Here is a 17279-nt window from a genome sequence, read left to right on the forward strand (position 1 = left end):
CCCTTCGAAACGCGGACTGGACAAGACGTGAAACGGAACGAGGCCCGGTGCCGGGCCAAGCTTGGACTGGGCTCGCGGGTGATCAATCAACCACGATTTTGGCGTCGGTAAGGCCGGCTTGGATGATCTGGTTCAAAACGGCGTCGGCGGAGTCCACGCTGGCCAGAGGCCCCACCCGCACCCGCTGCAGACGCTGCCGCCCGGCGACCGTCTGTGTGACCTGCGCCGGTTGGCCGAGCGAGGCCAGACGGGCGCGCACGCGGGCGACGTTGTCCGGACTGCCGAAGGCGCCGACCTGCACGTAGATCTGCTCGTAGGGCTTCACCGGAAGCTCGGCGACCACCGGGGCCGGAACGAAGCGGCCGTCCACCATGTCGCCGGCCACCGTCGTGGGCGGCGGCACCGGGGCGCGGGTGACCGCGGCGGGGGTCGGTCGAACGGTGCCGCTGACCTCCACCGAACCGCGCGGGGCGGCCTTCGGCGGCGGGCCGTCCAGTTCCGCCAGCATCGGGGCCGGCGTGCCCTGGCGGGCTGCGGCGGCGACCGCGCGGCTTTCCTCCGCGAGAATCTGCACGCGCACCTTGGCCGTGCCCGTGCCTTCGAACCCAAGCAATTGCGCGCCGCGCCGCGACATGTCGATGATTCGCCCATTGGCGTAGGGGCCGCGGTCGTTGATGCGAACCACCAGCGACCGGCCGTTGTCGAGATTGGTGACGCGCACGAGGCTTGGCATGGGCAAGGTCTTGTGCGCGGCCGTCAGCTCATTTTGGTCGTAAACCTCGCCGTTGGCGGTGACCTTTTGGTGGAATCCCGGCCCATACCAGGAGGCGATCCCGGTTTCGCTGTAGGAGTAGTCCTCGGCGGGATAATACCAGACGCCGTTGACTTGGTAGGGCTTTCCGACCTTGTAGACGCCGCTGCGCGGCAGTCCTGACGAAGACGGCGAGGGCGGCGCGGAGGCGCAGGCGGCGAGCGTCAGCGCTCCTGCGAGCACGACCGCCCCCCTCAGCATATGCGCGCGTCGCATGGCCCCACCCCGCTAAATCTGGTGGCGCCACTCTAACCGAGTTACCCCGCCGCGCCAACCGCGCAACACCCCTCAGGAGCCCGCCTGTGCTGCAGTGCGGTCATGGACGGGGCTCGGAAACAGCGAATCGGTCCGCCCCATCAGGTGGTAAGCGACGAGGCCGATCCATTCGCGGACCGGGTCCTGGAGCGCGTCGATCTGCTTGTCGAACTCGAAGCGGACGAAGGGCCGCCCGCCGAAGCGCGTGCGGTAATCGACCGGATAGGGAATCACCCCCCAGCCGACCTGCCGGAAGATGCCGACCGACCGCGGCATGTGCATGGCCGAGGTCACCAGGACCCAGGTCTCCCCCGGCTTCGGTTGGACGAGCCGCTGGCTGAACAGGGCGTTCTCCCAGGTGTTGCGGGACTCGTTTTCGTAGGTCACGCGGTCCGGGTCGATCCCGACCTGGCGAAGCGCGCCGCGGACGGCAAGGTCCTCGCGCAGGTCCAGGGCGTCCTGCCCGGCCAGCCGTCCCGAGCCGCCGGTGAAGACCGCGTGCGCCTGCGGATAGCGGCGGATCAATTCGGCGAAACCCAGGATGCGCTCCGCCGCGTCGTTGACGGACGGCTCCCCGCGATCGCGGGTGATCGGCGGGTTCACCGCCCCGCCCAGCATGATAATGCCGTCCACCCGCTCCGGCAGGTCGGGGCGGGGGAACCGCTCCTCCAGCGGCAGCGCGACCCAGGAGGCGATCGGCGTGACCATGACGACGACGAAGCCGACGGTGACCGCCACGACCAGCCGCCGCCCCCAATGGGCCAGGCGGCGGGTGAACAGCAGCGCCGACCCGGCGGTGAGGATCAGCACGAGCAGATTGCCCGGCGAGACCAGGAACCACAGCAGCTTCGACAGCACGAAGGACAACAGCCGACCTCCCCTTTCGATTTCCGGTGGTTTCTAGATACGGGCGTTCACCATGAATGCCCAGGGGGCGACGGCACGGTAACGAATCCGCCATCAATCCGTAACAGCGGCGTCTTCGGCGGCGCGTAAGGTCCGCGGCGCAACCAAGGATTTACCGCATATGCTGTCGAACATTTCCATCGGCACGCGAATCGCGCTGCTGGTCGCCGCGTCCGTGGTCACCTTGGGCCTGCTGGGCGGGACGGTCACCGTCGGCGCACAGCGCATGTTCGAGGCGACCGCCGAACTGGACCAGTTCCGCGACGCCTACGAGCACACCGCCGCCGTCGAGCGCCGGGCCAGCCGCCTGCGCTTCCAGGCGCTGCGCTTCGTGGCCGACCGGGACGAGACGGCGGCCGAGGCCTTCGCGAAAAACGCGGAGGAGGCCTCCCGCCTGCTCGACAACCTCAAGGAACGCAGCGCGGAGCGCCTGCCGGCGGAGGAGCTGGACAATCTGTCGCAGGGCATCGGCGCGCTGAAGGAGCGCTTCTCGTCGGTCGTCGCGCGGGCGAAGGAACTGGGTCTCTCCGACGACAGCGGCCTGCGCGGCGTCCTGCGCGCTTCGGCCCGCGCCATCGAGGATGAGCTGAAGCAGTGGCCGAACGCCGACAAGCTGACCGGCCGCATGGAGTCCATGCGGAAGATGGAGAAGGACTTCATCATCTACAGCGACGAATCGCTACTGTCCGGCCACCGCAAAGCCTTCAACGAATTCACCTTCTTCCTGGCCGATTCGGGGCTGGACGCGGCGACCCAGACCCGGTTGGAGAAGCAGGCGCGCGCCTACCGCACCGATCTCGGCCGCTTCGTGGACGCCACCAAGGCGTTCCGGGCCGAGGTGCAGACCTTCAACGACGCCTTCCAGGCCATGGTGCCGCGTTTCGAGGCCCTGCTGGAGTCGGCCAACGCCGGCATGGCCGGGGCGGTGGAGACGCAGAACCGGGTGCGCGGCGCGGTGATCGCCAACGTACTCCAGGTCGGCTCCGTCCTGCTGGTCGGCTTCGCGATCATCAGCCTGCTCGTCGCCCGCAGCATCACCCGGCCGCTGCGCCTGATCGAGGGCGTGATGGAGCGGCTGGCCGGCGGCGATCGGACGGCCACCGTGCCGGAGACCGGGCGGCGCGACGAGATCGGTGCAATGGCCCGCGCGGTCAGTGTGTTCAAGGAGAATCTTCAGCGCACGCATGAGCTGGAACAGGAGTCCCGCCGGGCCGAACGGCGGGCGGAAGAGGAGCGGGAAACCGCGCTGCGCGCCATCGCCCACGACTTCGATTCGGCCTTTGGCCGCGTGCTCCACACGGTCAGCCATGCCGCCGACCAGATCCGCAACGGCGCGCACATCCTGCGCGACACCGCAGAGAAGATGAAGGAGCAGGCGCTCGACACCTCGGAGAAGGCGGAGCAGACCTCCGAGGTGGTCGGCATCGTCAACAACGTGTCGCGAACCCTGTCCGCCTCCATCGGGGAGATCGGCGGGCGGGTGACCACCTCCAGCACAGCCATCCGTCGCGCCGTGGAGCACGCGCGGCAGAGCGACTCGGCGGTGGCGGCGCTGGCCGACAGCTCGCAGCGGATCGGGGAGATCGTCCGGCTGATCAACGACATCGCCGGGCAGACGAACCTGCTGGCGCTCAACGCCACCATCGAGGCAGCCCGCGCCGGCGAGGCCGGCAAGGGCTTCGCCGTCGTCGCGCAGGAGGTGAAGGTGCTGGCCAACCAGACCGCCAAGGCGACCGAGGACATCGCGGGTCAGGTCGGCGCCATCCAGGAAGCCACCGGCTCCGTCGTCGAGGCGATCCGGGCCATCCGGACCACCGTTGAGGAAGTCGCCCACCTGTCGGAGGACGTGTCGGCCGCCGTGCGCGACCAGCTTGAGCAGACCGAGGAAATCGTCGGTGCGGTGGGAAGGGCCAACGACAACACCCACGAGGTGACCGAGAGCGTCAGCACCATGGCGATCACCGCCGCGGAAACCGGCAAGTCGGCCATCGAGATGATTTATTCCGCCGCCCAACTGGCCGATGAGCTCCGTCAGCTCGAAGCCGACGCCGACCGCTTCGTCTCCTCGATCAGGATCTGACGCATCCCGCTGTCGGGTGTTCTTCAGACAGAAAGGAAGGGCAGAAGCCGAAGCCCCTGCCCTTCCTGATTTTTCTGGGTCAGATGACTGTCCCTATGCGGCCAGCATCTCCAGCGCCTTCTGCAGCTTGTCGCGGGCCTGCTCCGCGGCGTCGCGGCGGTCGCGCTGCTCCTCGATCACCTCTTCCGGCGCCTTGGCGACGAACTGCTCGTTCGACAGCTTGGCGTCGATCTTCTTGATCTCGCCGGACAGCTTCTCGATCTCCTTGGTCAGGCGCGCCCGCTCCTTGTCGAGGTCGACGATGCCTTCCAGCGGCAGGATCAGCGTGGCCTCGTCCAGTACGGCCTGGACGGCGCTCTTCGGCACCGGGCCGGACAGCGGCTCGACGCTGGACAGGCGGCCCATGCGCAGGATCAGGTCGCGGTGCGTGTCCAGCCGCTTCAAGCTCTCCGGACCGGCGTCCTTCAGCTTCAGCTCGATCTGCGCCGCGGGCGGCACGTTCATCTCCGACCGCATGGAACGAACCGAGGAGATCGCCCGCACCACCCAATCCATCTCGTCGCGGGCCGCCGGGTCGATCAGCTCCGCGCCATGCTCCGGCCAATGGGCGGAGATCAGACGGTTCGCCCGGTCGTCCGAAAGCTGCTCCCACAGCTCCTCCGTGATGAAGGGCATCAGCGGGTGGAGCATGTGCAGGATTTCGTCCAGCACCCAGGCGGTGGTCGCCCGCGTCTCGGCGATGGCCGCCTCGTCAGCGCCGTTCAGGATCGGCTTGGTGAACTCCAGGTACCAGTCGCAGAAGGTGCCCCAGGTGAAGGCGTAGGCGGTGTTGGCGGCCTCGTTGAACTTGTACGCCTCGATGGACTCGCCGACCTTCTTCGCCGCCTCCGCCAGGGCCCCGACGATCCAGCGGTTGACCGTCTGGCTCAGCCCGACCGGCTTGAAGCCGGGGACCGGGGCCACCCCGTTCATCTGGGTGTAGCGCGCGGCGTTCCACAGCTTCGTCGCGAAGTTGCGGTAACCCTCGACGCGGCTGACCGCCAGCTTGATGTCGCGCCCCTGGGCGGCCATGGCCGTCAGGGTGAAGCGCAGGGCGTCGGTGCCGTACTGGTCGATCAGCTCCAGCGGGTCGATGACGTTGCCCTTGGACTTCGACATCTTCTGGCCCTTCTCGTCGCGGACCAGGGCGTGGATGTAGACCGTCCGGAAGGGCACGTCCTTCATGAAATGCAGGCCCATCATCATCATCCGGGCGACCCAGAAGAAGATGATGTCGAAGCCCGTCACCAGCACGTCGGTCGGGTAATAGCGCGCCAGCTCCGGCGTCTCGTCCGGCCAGCCCAGCGTGGAGAAGGGCCACAGGGCCGACGAGAACCAGGTATCCAACACGTCCTGGTCGCGGGTCAGCGCCACGTCCTGGCCGTAATGGGCCTTGGCCGCGGCGATGGCCGCCTCCTCGGTCTCCTCGACGAAGAAATGGCCGTCCGGGCCGTACCAGGCGGGAATCTGATGGCCCCACCAGATCTGGCGGCTGATGCACCAGGGCTGGATGTTGCGCATCCACTCGAAATAGGTGTTCTCCCACTGCTTGGGCACGAAGACGGTCTTGCCGGTTTCCACCGCCTCGATGGCCGGCTTGGCAAGCGTGGCGGCGTCCACGTACCACTGATCGGTCAGCCAGGGCTCGATGGCGACGCCGGAGCGGTCGCCGTGCGGGACCATGTGGGTGTGCGGCTCGATCTTCTCCAGCAGGCCCAGCGCCTCCAGCTCGGCCACGACCTTCTTGCGCGCCTCGTAGCGGTCGAGCCCGCGGTAGGCCTCGGGGACCTCGTCGCCGGTGATGCGGGCGTCGCGGTCCATGATGTTGATGGCTGCGAGGTTGTTGCGCCGCCCGACCTCGAAGTCGTTGAAGTCGTGCGCCGGGGTGATCTTCACAGCACCCGAGCCAGTCTCCGGATCGGCGTACTCGTCGCCCACGATGGGGATCAGACGGCCGACCAGCGGCAGGACGACGTTCTTGCCGATCAGGTCCTTGTAGCGCTCATCCTCCGGATGCACGGCGACGCCGGTGTCGCCCAGCATGGTCTCCGGGCGCGTGGTGGCGACCACGATGAAGCGGTCGGCCTCGCCCTCGCCCCCGGTCTTTTCAATCGGGTAGCGGAAGTGCCAGAGGTTGCCCTTGATCTCCTTTTGCTCGACCTCGAGGTCGGAGATGGCGGTGTGCAGCTTGGGGTCCCAGTTGACCAGCCGCTTGTCCTTGTAGATCAGACCCTGCTTGTGCAGCTCCACGAACACCTTGCGGACGGCGCGGCTCAGTCCCTCGTCCATGGTGAAGCGCTCGCGCGGCCAGTCGGGCGACGCGCCCAGCCGGCGGAGCTGGCGGGTGATGGTGCCGCCCGATTCGGCCTTCCACTCCCACACCTTGTCGATGAAGGCGTCGCGGCCGAAATCGTGGCGCGTCTTGCCTTCCTTGGCGAGGTTGCGCTCCACGACCATCTGGGTCGCGATGCCGGCATGGTCGGTGCCCGGCTGCCACAGGGCGTCGCGCCCGCGCATCCGGTTGTAGCGGGTCAGAACGTCCTGGAGCGTGAAGGTCAGCGCGTGGCCCATGTGCAGGCTGCCGGTGACGTTCGGCGGCGGCATCATGATGGTGTAGGGCTTGCCGTTCGACTCGGTCTTCGCCGCGAACGCGCCCGTCTCTTCCCACAGCCGGTAGTGCTTTTCCTCGACCTCGGCGGGCCGGTACGTCTTTTCCAACATCACCAGGAACTTTCGCTTACGAATTCAAACGGAATGCGTGGCCGGAATGCGTGGCGGGCGTGACGCCGCTCAGAATTTCTGGGAGCGCCGGATCATCCGGTCGATTTCCTGCTGCACCAGCCGTTCGACGATGGTCGGCAGGTTCTCGTCCAGCCATTCCTTCAGCAACGGCTTCAACAGCTCGCGGACAACCTCCTCCACGGTGCGCACCCCGACGGGCATCGGGCCGATGGACAGGTCGTCGCCGAGCTGGCGCGCCAGATGCGTGAAATGGTGGGACGATTCCTCGGCCACCCGACGGGAGATCAGCCCGTCGTCGAGACCCGACGGGCGGATGCGCGGCCGCGGCGGCGGCGGCTCATCGTCATCGAAATCGTCGAAGGCCGGCGCCGGGCGCTTCGCGGCCGGACGTGGCGGCGGCGGCGGGGGCTCGGGATCCGGCACGTGATACGCCGGCTCCGGATCGGCCATGCCGCCGAAGGACGGCTCGTCGCGCCACGGATCGGGCTCCGGCTCGTCGGGCTCCTCCCTCCCCTCGTCCTCGAGCATCTGGGTAAGTTCCAGGACGTCGTCGTCGTCCTCCATGGGAGGCGGCGGTGGCGGTGGGGGGGGCGGCGGAGGTGGCGGCGGTGGCGGCGGAGGGGGCGCCGCTTCCGCCTTCGCGGGTTCGCCATCCTCCGAGATGATGCGGCGGATGGAGGCGAGGATCTCCTCCATCGACGGTTCTTGCTGGCCTTTATCGCTCATCGTGGCAAACCCGGAGACGTCATCCTGTCGCGGACACTAGGGCAGGACTGGGTAAAAAGCCACCAGACAAAAACGGCCCGCCGAGGCGGGCCGTTTCGATCATCCGGGGACGATCACCCAGGAAGGGCTGTTCAAGTACGGTCACTCCGGCACGCCGGTTCCGATCCACTTGTTGCGCACCTGCTTGTAGTGCGTGTCGGCGTCGTAATACTGGACCGGCAGGTTGAGCTGCCGCGCCGTCAACTGGCCGATCGCGCCGAGGACCGTGAAGGCCTGGACCATCTCGGTGCGCTGGGCGCGGACGAGGTTGACGCGGGCGTTGAGCAGTTCCTGCTCCTGGTTCAGCACGTCGAGAACGGTGCGCGAGCCGACCTGGGCCTCCTGCCGCACGCCTTCCAGCGCGATCTCGGCGGCCCGGATCTGCGAGTTGTAGGACTCGATGCTCGCCCGCGCGGCCTGCAAGCCCTGCCACGCGCTGATCGCCGCCTCGACCGCCTGACGGCGGGTGTCGTCGATCTGCAGGCGGGCCTGATTTGCCGTGTGCTTCGCCTCGCGGGTCAGCGCTTCCGGCAGGCCGGCCTGATAGAGCGGGATGGTGATCTGGGCGGTGAGCTGGGCGCCGTCCTGCCGCTTGATGTCGATGCCCGACGAACGGCCGGCGTCGATGGTGCGGTTCGCCTGCGCCGACAGGTTGGCCGACGGGAGCAGGCGGCCGAACTGCTGATCCACCGCCTCGCGCTGCGCCGCCTCGGTGTAGGTGGCCGACAGCACCGACGGGTTGTTGGAGCGGGCCATCTCGACGACTTCGTCGAGCGTCCCCGGCAGCTTGAACTTCGGCTTCGGCGCCTTCAGCTTGCCCGGCATCGAGCCGACGACGCGCTCGTAGGTCGCACGCGAGGCCTGGAGCGTGCCTTCGGCGGAGATGCGCGCGGCGATGGAGGCGGCCAGACGCGATTCGGACTGGCTGACGTCGGTGCGGGTGTATTCGCCGACGCGGAAGCGGTCGCGGGCGGCGTCGAGCTGGCGGCGCAGAACCTGCTCGTTGTTGGCCTGGAGTTCCAGCACCGCCTGGTTCTGCACGACGTCGAGATAGGCCGCCGCGGCGTTCAGCAGGATCTGCTGCTCGTTGGCCAGCACGGTGGCGCGCTGCGCTTCGACGGTGCGCTCGGCGCGGCGGACGGCCGGACCTACGGTCGCGTCATAGAGCGGCTGGGTGGCGGTGATTCCAACGCTCTTGGCGTTGTTCTCGGAACCGGTTTCGCCGCCCTGAAAGGTGCTGTTGCTGGCGTTGCGGGTGATACCCGCGGTCGCCTGCACCGTCGGACGGTAGCCGGACAGGGCCTGCGGAACGCTCTCGTCCACGGCGCGCTGACGGGCGCGCTGGGCGGCGAGCGCCGGGTTGTTGGAATAGGCCTGCGCTAGCGCGTCTTCGAGGGATTGGGCCGACGCGGTGTCGATGCCCCCGACGAAGGCAACCCCCAGCGTGAGGGCGGTCGCCATCAAATGGCGCGCGAAACGGCTTCGCACAGTCATGTTCAGTAGACCTTCATGTTCGGGTCGATTCGGCGTGCCCAGGCATCCACCCCGCCATTCAGGTTGGTGGCGCGGGAAAATCCCTGGGAACGCAACCACATGGTCACCTGCGCGCTGCGTCCGCCGTGATGGCAAACGACCACGATGTCGCGGTCCCGCGGCAACTCCCCGACGCGGGCGGGCAGCGCCCCCATCGGAATGTGGAGGCTGTCGGGAAGGGCGCAGATGGCCACCTCCCCCGGTTCCCGGACGTCAAGCACCAGCGGATCGCCTCCCGATGTCCGGATGCGGTCCAGATCCTCGACGTCCATCTCAAACGGCGCCGACATGCCTTGATTCTCCGCTGCGGGCCGCAGGACCGCGGCCGGTGAAAGGCAAGGTGACAGGCTGGGGGACAGGTCGACAGGGACCGAAGCCCCTGGGATCACTCACTCTGGAATCAGAATACGAATTTCGGCTTGGCTTCGAAACCGGGCAGCGGGTGCGTGTGGGCTTCAAACAGCGTGCGGGCCGACGTGACGCCGCCGCTGCGCTGGTAGAGCTTCACTTCGCCGACACCGCGGTCGCCGAGAACGGCGGCGACCAGCCGCCCGCCCTCGCCCAGCTGGGCCAGGATGCCTTCCGGAACCTCCGACACCAGACCCTCGATCACGATCACGTCGTAGGGGGCCTGCTGCGGGTAGCCTTCGGTCAGCGGGGCGGTGATGACGACGGCGTTGTCGACGCCGACCGTGTTCAGCGCTTCCGTCGCCTGCCGGGACAGCTCGGCGTCGGACTCGATGCCGACCACGGTCGCCGCGAGGCGGGCCAGCACAGCGGTCGAGTAGCCGGAGCCGCTGCCGATGTCGAGCACGACGTCGGTCGCGTCGATGCCCACTTCTTGGAGCATGCGAGCGAAGACCATCGGCTCCATCAGATAGCGGCCTTTGCCGATGGGCAGATCCTCGTCCACATAGGCGATGCCGCGCGCCGCCTTTGGAACGAACTGTTCACGGGGAATGTCGAGCATGGCATCGACCAGGCGCTGGTCGGTCACCTTGTTCGGTCGGATCTGCCCTTCGACCATGTTGAGACGGGCGGCGGCGTATTCGGACATGGCGGTCGCTTACAATCTGGTGGACGGAGCGCGGCGCCAAGCCGTGATGCGCGGCCTCGCTGCCTTGTCGCGTATATATCTTCAAAGTCTCACGAACACAACGCCGCACCGGTTCGTCGAAAAACGCCACGAAGGCGCTTGACCACCCCCGTGAACAGCAGTATACGTCCGCTCCCACGCTGCGGCGCTCCCGCTAGGGGGTGCCGGACGCAAGGATGGCGCGGTGGCAGAGTGGTGATGCAGCGGACTGCAAATCCGTGTACGTGGGTTCGATTCCCGCCCGTGCCTCCATCCTTGACCGCTGGAAACCATAGGGTTTTCAGCCGTTTGCTCTGAAGCCCAAAGGCCCAGGGCGCCCGATTTTCTCCCAAATCGCTCCCTGGATTTCGCCCCTGCCATGGCGCGCTCCCTGATGGCCTAAGCCATTATCCGACACCCCCCTTATCTGCCCGGCCGACTCGCCATAGTTCGAACCCACCGTGCGGCTTACGGATGGCGCGCCGAGAATGCCGGTGTCGATATGAAGCGGTTTGATGGACGATCTCTCTTGAAATGACGGCGTGATTTTCGCGCCGTCACGTACCGGCGGGCGGCTTTGCGCCGAGCCCCTGCCATTGCATCACGATCAATCCGAGGATGATCAGGCCAAGACCGGCAAGGCGGGACAACGAGACGGGTTTTTGAGGGAGGCCAACAAGGCCCCAATGGTCGATGATGATCGACGCCAGCATTTGCCCGGCAATAGCCGCCATGATGAAACCGGCGGCCCCGAGTTTTGGCGCAAGCATGAGCGCGCCCGTAATATAGACGACACCGACAATACCGCCGATCCATATCCAGCGGGGGGCTTGGGCAAGATTCGATAAGACAGGCGCTTCGACCTTCGCAAGCGCCATGACGGGCAGGATGCAGGCGAAGCTGACACAAAGAGATAGGACCGTTCCCCAAAGTGGATGGCCGAGCGTCCGCCCAAGGACAGCGTTAGCTCCGGCCTGAAACGGAACAACCGCGCCGGTTACGATTGCAGCGAGGATGAGAAGCAGCGGGTTGGTTTGCATGGTGAACCTCCGTGCTCACCACATGCAGCATCCGCTTTATGAATGGAAATTCCGATATAATATCTTCCATATGCACGATGTGAATACCCTTCGGGGCATCGACCTCAATCTGTTAGTGGTCCTTGATGCCCTGCTGGCCGAGCGGCACGTGTCGCGCACGGCCTCCCGGCTGAACATGAGTCAGCCGGCCGTCAGCCACGCGCTCGGGCGTCTGCGGCATCTGTTCGATGATCCCCTGCTGATCCGCCGCGCCGGGCAACTCGTGCCGAGCGCACGGGCGCGCGAGATCGCACCCGCGCTGACCGAAGCCTTACGGCAGTTGCGGGAGATTTTGGGACCGGGAGGCTTCGACCCGGCCAAGGAAAAACGGACGTTTCGTCTTGCGATGTCGGATTACGGCTCTGCCGTCATCCTTCCCGGCCTGCTGAAAATGCTGCGCCTTCAGGCGCCGGAGATCGATGTGGCGATAACTCAATCAAGCCGTGAAGCCATGATTGGGCTGGTTCTGGACGGAGAGTGCGATCTTGCTTTGGGTGTCTTTCCCGAACGCCCCGAACCGGTGGAAGCGGAACAGCTTTTCTTGGAGCGCTTCGCTTGCCTAGCGGATCGGGAGCAGATGGGAGGCCAGGACTGTCTGGATATGGAGGCCTATCTTTCACGGCCCCATGTGCTCGTTGCGACGAAGAGCGAGGCAAACAGCGAGATCGACATGGCCTTGCGTGCACTCGGTCACGTTCGTCGCATCGCTGTCACGCTGCCGCATTGGGGAAACGCGCCACGGCTGATCTGCGGGACGGATCTCGTTCTGACCGTCGCTCGTAAGGCTCTCGCGCATTATGAGCGTGATCCGGCCTTTGTGGCTTTCAAGCCGCCCTTCCCGATACCGCCATTTCCTTTCGTTCAAATCTGGCATGAACGGCGCGGCGGCGACCCCGCGCATCTGTGGCTGCGCAACGCTGTGAAAGGCGTCGCAGTGTCCGCGTCGTTGCCAACCGTCAATGCCGCGGCGAGTTGATCCCGCTCTACCGCCCCGACCGCTACGCCCCGGTTCACCCTGCTCCAGCCATCGATTTTTTGGCATCAAAAGACTTGGCAAGCGTCGGGCGGTCCGCTATATAGCCGCCCACGCCGGACGTTGCGCCTCGCAAGGCCGGTCAGACTGATCCCGGTTAGCTCAGTCGGTAGAGCAGCGGACTGTTAATCCGCGTGTCGCTGGTTCGAGTCCAGCACCGGGAGCCACTTCGATGAAAAGGCCAAGTCCTCGCGGGCTTGGCCTTTTCTCATAGCGAATTCCCATGACGGAAATCCGCCACACCGCTTCCGGCATCATCCGAAGGAAAGGGCGTTGCGACCGAAGGCCTGATCCCGTCGTCCGCCTTGCAGCGTTACACTGACTCCGGATACCCATCGAGTCGGGATTGCGCCTGTTCAGCGGTGGAGGCGACCCATGGCGATTGTTCCACTCCGTTCGCGTCCCCCCATCTTCCGGACCGACTCCCCACCCCCCGCCAGCCCGCAGGACGGCAGGGGGTGGATCGGTGCGGTCGCGGTCATCGCCCTGTCCATGGCCTTAGCCGTCGCCCTGCTTGGAATCGATTGGCATCGGATGCTGGTCCCCGGCGAAGCGGCACTCCCGGAAAACCAGCGGTCCATGGTGATCGCGCCGCTGGTCGCGCCAATGCCCCGCTGAACCGAAGGCATGATGGTTTGGCGACCCGTCGGTCTACCGGCTTGGCCGGCTATCGGGGCTGTGGATCGTCATAGATGAGGCGGTTGTCCACCGACTCGCCGCCAGGGTCGCCGATGTCGCGTTTCCATTCGCCGCACCAGTCGGTGGATAGGGTGATCGGAAAGCGCCCCTCGGTGTCCCGCGGCGTCACCTGCGGCGGAAAGCGGCGGCACAGGCCCTTTGGTCCCCTCTGGCGGATGCCCTGCCCTTCCCAGAACAGGCAAGTGTAGCAGTTGTCGATTCGCTTCATCGTGGGGACGCGCTCCTTCCTTCAACGGCGGCATCCCGGACCGGCAGGCCGGTCCGGGAGCGGCGGCAGTGTCGGTCAGCCGCCCCCTCCGCGTCGATGAAGAAATACGCGCTGTGGGACAACGCGCGTGGGATCAATCGTGCCGCGGTTTGCCCTTGCGCATGTCGTCGGAGTGCTGGGCATAGAAAGCCTTGATCTCCGCATCGAGTTCGAGCTTCCGGCGCTCGCCGGACGAACCGGCGGGCTCGTCGGCCAGACGCTGGAACTCCGCCACAGCCTGTTCGAGCTCGCGTTCGCTGTTGATGGCCATCGGTTCCGTCCTTCGTGGTGTCGCTGCTCCGGGTAACGCTGCGCGGCGGGCGGAGGTTTCACGGCTCTGACGGCGCCGCCCCGTCGAATCGGAGAGCCACTTGATGGAGGCGCGCCGACGCTCATGTTTAATTCGGGGACCGAGCATTCCGGCGCATCGCCCGACTCGGTTTCGGCAAGGGAGGGAAGCATGACGGGTCGCTGGCACCGCATCCCCTGGACGATGAGCGTCTTTGCGACCTTGTTTGCACTGTTTGTTCCGATCACCGCAGCGCGGGGGGACCAGCTCGACGCGGCGAAGCTGGCGGGCGCGTTGGTCCGCATCTCCGCCACCATCCTTCCCGACAGCCAGAGCGCCCGCTCGCTCGGCACGGAGCGCGAGGGGACCGGCGTCGTCATCGACGGGTCCGGACTGATCCTCACCATCGGCTACACGATCCTGGAGGCGTCGCAGCTCCAGGTCACCACCGGCGAGGGGCGCGGCTATCCCGCGGAGTTCGTGGCCTACGATCAGGCCAGCGGATTTGGGTTGCTGCGCGCCGGCATGGGCTTCAGCGCCGCGCCCGTGCGCCTCGGCGATTCCGACGCGATCAAGGTGGGGGAGCGCGCCATGGTGCTCACCCGGCAAGGGTCCACCGGGGTGCAGCCGGTGCTGATCGCCGCGAAGCGCGAGTTCGCCGGCTATTGGGAGTATCTGCTGGACGAGGCGATCTTCACCACCCCGCCGATCATGGGCTTCAACGGCGCCGCCCTGATCGACCGCAAGGGCGAGCTGGTCGGGATCGGCTCGCTGATCGTGCGCGACGCGGTGCCGGCCCACGGCGGCATCCCCGGCAACATGTTCGTTCCGGTGTCCGCGCTGAAACCGATCCTGGCCGATCTTCTGGCCTTCGGTCGGCGGCAGGAGCCCGCCCGCCCCTGGCTGGGCGTCACGCTGCGCGAGGAGCAGGGCCGCTTGATGGTCGAGCGGGTCACCCCGCAGAGCCCCGCCGCGACCGTGGGGATCCGGCCGGGCGACATGATCGTCGGTGTCGCCGGCCAGAGGCCGCAGGGACTGGCCGATTTCTACCGCAAGGTTTGGGAACTCGGCCCCGCCGGCGTCACCGTACCGCTGGAACTGCTGCGCGGCCCCAAGCTGGAACCGGTCGCCGTTCCCTCTGCCGACCGTTACAGCACGCTGAAGCTGAACCCGACCTTCTGAAAGACCGTCCGGCCGCCTCGCCCCGGATGGGCGGATGCGCTACATCCTTGGACTGTGCCCGCATCGCCAGCCAGGGAGTTCCGCCCGTGGATCATCCGGACATCGAGGTCCAAGAGAAGAAGAGGGCCTACAACGGCTACCTCAAGGTCGACGTCTACCGCCTGCGCCACAAGAAGTTTGACGGGTCCTGGAGTGGCGTGCTGCCGCCGCGCGAGGTCTGCGTGCGCGGTGAGGCGGTGGGCGTCCTGCTCTACGATCCGGACCGCGACAGCGTGGTTCTGATCGAACAGTTCCGGGTCGGCTCGGCGTCCGCGGGCGGCCGGGCGTGGCTGACGGAGATCGTCGCCGGCCTGCTGGACGAGGGCGAGACGCCCGAGCAGGTGGCGCGGCGCGAGGCCATGGAGGAGGCCGGCTGCACCGTCCAGGAGATCGAGACGATCTGCGACTATTACCCCAGCCCGGGCGCTTACGACGAGCATGTCACCGTGTTCTGCGGGCGGGTGGACAGCCGGGGCCTCGCCGCGACCGGCGGCTGCGCGGATGAGCACGAGGACATCCGCATCATGGTCGTTCCGGCCGACGAGGCGATCCGGCTGCTCGACGAAAACCGGCTGAACAACTCCATCGCCATCATCGCGCTCGGCTGGTTCGCGCGGAACCGCGACCGGCTGCGCGGCCAGTGGATTAAGAAATAGAAAGAACGAATCTATTTCGTTCAATGCTGCATTTCACAAGCCGACCTTGAATTCCCTGGTGCGCAATCCGATAGTGTTGCCCGGTTCATCATTCGATTCGGGAGACAGTCCGTGGACATCCGCACCGGCTTCATCGGCTCCATCGGCAACACGCCGCTGATTCGGCTGGAAGGGCCGTCGAAGGCCACGGGATGCGAGATCCTGGGCAAGGCGGAATTCCTCAACCCCGGCGGCTCGGTGAAGGACCGCGCGGCCCTGGCCATCGTCCGCGACGCCGAACGCCAGGGCCTGCTGCGTCCCGGCGGCACCATCGTGGAAGGCACGGCGGGCAACACCGGCATCGGGCTGGCGCTGGTCGGCAACGCGCTCGGCTACCGCACCGTCATCGTGATGCCCGAGACGCAGAGCCAGGAGAAGAAGGACATGCTGCGCCTGATCGGTGCCGACCTTCGTCTGGTGCCGGCGGTGCCCTATTCCAACCCCGACAACTACGTCCGCTATTCGGGCCGTCTGGCCGAGGAACTGGCGAAGACCGAGCCGAACGGCGCCGTCTGGGCCAACCAGTTCGACAACGTGGCGAACCGCGAAGGCCATCGCCTGACCACCGGTCCGGAAATCTGGACCCAGACCGAGGGGCGGATCGACGCCTTCACCTGCGCGGTGGGCAGCGGCGGCACGCTGGCCGGCGTCGGGCTGGCTCTGAAGGAGCGCAATCCGGACGTCCGCATCGTTCTGGCCGACCCGATGGGCGCCTCCCTCTACCATCATTACGCCCATGGGACGCTGAAAGCTGAGGGCAGCTCGATCACCGAAGGCATCGGCCAGGGCCGAATCACCGCCAACCTGGAGGGCGCCCCGGTCGATCAGGCGCTGCAGATTACCGACGAGGAGGCCCTTCCGGTCATTTTCGACCTGATCAAGTCGCAGGGGCTGGTGCTGGGCGGCTCGTCGGGCATCAACGTGGCGGCGGCCATCCGCATCGCCAGGGAGATGGGGCCGGGCCACACCATCGTGACGATTCTCTGCGACGGAGGGCAGCGCTACCAATCTAAGCTCTTCAATCCGGCCTTCCTGCGTGAGAAGAATCTGCCTGTGCCCGATTGGCTGGATTCGTAAACGCACCCGAGGTTCCATGGAGCTGATCTTCCGCGAGGACGCCTACGCAACCTCCTGCACCGCCACCGTGACCTCCGCGGACGAGCGGGGCATCCGGTTGGATCGGACGGTCTTCTACCCCAACGGCGGCGGCCAGCCCGGTGACACCGGCCTGCTGCGCGTCGCCGGCGTCACGCTGCGCATCGTGGACACGGTAAAGGGCGACGGGCCGGACGATGTGATCCATGTGCCCGAGCCCGGCGCCGCCCTGCCCGCCCCCGGCACCTCGGTGGAGGCCGAGATCGACTGGGACCGCCGGCACCGCCACATGCGGATGCACACGGCGTTGCACCTCGTCTGCGCGGTCCTGCCCGGCGCCTCGATCACCGGTGCCCAGGTCGGGGCGGAGCGCAGCCGCGTCGATTTCAACGTGCCGACCGAGGGGCTCGACAAGGAGGCCATCGCGGCGGCCCTGAACCGGCTGGTCGCCGCGGACACGCCGGTCGGATCGCTGTGGATCACCGACGCGGAGCTGGACGCCAACCCCGAGCTGATCCGCACCCTGACGGTCAAGCCGCCGCGCGGCCATGGCCGCGTCCGGCTGGTCGACATCGCCGGGGTCGACCGCCAACCCTGCGGCGGCACCCATGTGAAGCGGCTGGGCGAGATCGGCGGACTCGACGTCGTGAAGATCGAGAACAAGGGCAAGCAGAACCGGCGCGTGATCGTCGCGCTGCGGGATTGAACGGGGAGG

16 protein-coding genes and 2 tRNA genes are annotated in these 17279 nt (G+C 66.9%); 8 read left to right on the top strand and 10 right to left on the bottom strand.

The features are described 5' to 3' along the window. Positions 1–82 precede the first annotated feature (82 nt). Together FHW79_RS14255 and FHW79_RS14260 are read right to left on the bottom strand one after the other, a co-directional pair. Positions 83–994: a septal ring lytic transglycosylase RlpA family protein gene (locus tag FHW79_RS14255; protein WP_348984155.1), complete on the bottom strand. Its 912-nt coding sequence runs from the start codon at positions 992–994 to the stop codon at positions 83–85. Positions 995–1099: 105 nt separating this feature from the next. Next, entirely contained in the window at positions 1100–1924 is an 825-nt protein-coding gene (locus tag FHW79_RS14260) for a YdcF family protein (protein ID WP_348984168.1), read from the bottom strand. A 169-nt stretch (positions 1925–2093) separates the two neighbouring features. Between FHW79_RS14260 and FHW79_RS14265 the strand changes: the two genes are divergently transcribed. After that, positions 2094–4052, top strand: a complete 1959-nt coding sequence (locus tag FHW79_RS14265; RefSeq protein WP_183179558.1) for a HAMP domain-containing methyl-accepting chemotaxis protein — start codon at positions 2094–2096, stop codon at positions 4050–4052. 93 nt (positions 4053–4145) lie between these two features. On the opposite strand, the gene FHW79_RS14270 is transcribed toward FHW79_RS14265, so the two are convergent. The 5 genes from FHW79_RS14270 to FHW79_RS14290 all read right to left on the bottom strand — a co-directional run bounded on the left by FHW79_RS14270 (position 4146) and on the right by FHW79_RS14290 (position 10188). Continuing rightward, positions 4146–6812 carry a valine--tRNA ligase gene (locus tag FHW79_RS14270; RefSeq protein WP_183179559.1) on the bottom strand — a complete coding sequence of 889 codons (2667 nt, stop codon included), beginning with the start codon at positions 6810–6812 and terminating at the stop codon, positions 4146–4148. Between the two features lie 69 nt (positions 6813–6881). Further along, a complete protein-coding gene (locus tag FHW79_RS14275) occupies positions 6882–7559 on the bottom strand; it encodes a DUF2497 domain-containing protein (protein ID WP_183179560.1) in 678 nt (225 codons plus the stop codon). Between the two features lie 141 nt (positions 7560–7700). After that, positions 7701–9059, bottom strand: coding sequence for a TolC family outer membrane protein (locus tag FHW79_RS14280; protein WP_247884378.1), 1359 nt, complete (start codon positions 9057–9059; stop codon positions 7701–7703). 35 nt (positions 9060–9094) lie between these two features. Continuing rightward, positions 9095–9421 (bottom strand): rhodanese-like domain-containing protein, encoded by a 327-nt coding sequence (locus tag FHW79_RS14285; protein ID WP_183179562.1) that lies wholly within the window; start codon positions 9419–9421, stop codon positions 9095–9097. Between the two features lie 110 nt (positions 9422–9531). Next, a complete protein-coding gene (locus FHW79_RS14290; protein WP_183179563.1) occupies positions 9532–10188 on the bottom strand; it encodes a protein-L-isoaspartate O-methyltransferase in 657 nt (218 codons plus the stop codon). Between the two features lie 217 nt (positions 10189–10405). Between FHW79_RS14290 and FHW79_RS14295 the strand changes: the two genes are divergently transcribed. Next, positions 10406–10479, top strand: a tRNA-Cys gene (locus FHW79_RS14295). A 284-nt stretch (positions 10480–10763) separates the two neighbouring features. Here the strand turns inward: FHW79_RS14295 and FHW79_RS14300 are convergent. Then, positions 10764–11246: a DMT family transporter gene (locus FHW79_RS14300; protein WP_183179564.1), complete on the bottom strand. Its 483-nt coding sequence runs from the start codon at positions 11244–11246 to the stop codon at positions 10764–10766. Between FHW79_RS14300 and FHW79_RS14305 the strand changes: the two genes are divergently transcribed. Both FHW79_RS14305 and FHW79_RS14310 read left to right on the top strand, forming a co-directional pair. Then, complete coding sequence (locus FHW79_RS14305; protein ID WP_211108279.1) at positions 11245–12261, top strand: LysR substrate-binding domain-containing protein; 1017 nt, start codon at positions 11245–11247, stop codon at positions 12259–12261. The genes FHW79_RS14300 and FHW79_RS14305 overlap by 2 nt on opposite strands. 148 nt (positions 12262–12409) lie before the next feature. After that, positions 12410–12485: transfer RNA gene (locus FHW79_RS14310), tRNA-Asn, on the top strand. 500 nt (positions 12486–12985) lie between these two features. Here the strand turns inward: FHW79_RS14310 and FHW79_RS14315 are convergent. Both FHW79_RS14315 and FHW79_RS14320 read right to left on the bottom strand, forming a co-directional pair. Continuing rightward, positions 12986–13225 carry a hypothetical protein gene (locus FHW79_RS14315; RefSeq protein WP_183179565.1) on the bottom strand — a complete coding sequence of 80 codons (240 nt, stop codon included), beginning with the start codon at positions 13223–13225 and terminating at the stop codon, positions 12986–12988. Positions 13226–13358: 133 nt separating this feature from the next. After that, a complete protein-coding gene (locus tag FHW79_RS14320) occupies positions 13359–13535 on the bottom strand; it encodes a hypothetical protein (protein ID WP_183179566.1) in 177 nt (58 codons plus the stop codon). A 189-nt stretch (positions 13536–13724) separates the two neighbouring features. Here FHW79_RS14320 and FHW79_RS14325 point away from each other — a divergent pair, with 189 nt between their 5' ends. The 4 genes from FHW79_RS14325 to FHW79_RS14340 all read left to right on the top strand — a co-directional run bounded on the left by FHW79_RS14325 (position 13725) and on the right by FHW79_RS14340 (position 17270). Continuing rightward, positions 13725–14735 carry a S1C family serine protease gene (locus tag FHW79_RS14325; protein ID WP_183179567.1) on the top strand — a complete coding sequence of 337 codons (1011 nt, stop codon included), beginning with the start codon at positions 13725–13727 and terminating at the stop codon, positions 14733–14735. 86 nt (positions 14736–14821) lie between these two features. Beyond that, positions 14822–15430, top strand: a complete 609-nt coding sequence (locus tag FHW79_RS14330) for an NUDIX domain-containing protein (RefSeq protein WP_183179568.1) — start codon at positions 14822–14824, stop codon at positions 15428–15430. Between the two features lie 111 nt (positions 15431–15541). Then, entirely contained in the window at positions 15542–16546 is a 1005-nt protein-coding gene (locus FHW79_RS14335) for a cysteine synthase A (protein WP_183179569.1), read from the top strand. 16 nt (positions 16547–16562) lie between these two features. Continuing rightward, entirely contained in the window at positions 16563–17270 is a 708-nt protein-coding gene (locus FHW79_RS14340; protein WP_183179570.1) for an alanyl-tRNA editing protein, read from the top strand. The last annotated feature ends 9 nt before the right edge of the window (positions 17271–17279 follow it).

The organism is Azospirillum sp. OGB3 (assembly GCF_014192915.1).
Lineage (GTDB): Bacteria > Pseudomonadota > Alphaproteobacteria > Azospirillales > Azospirillaceae > Azospirillum.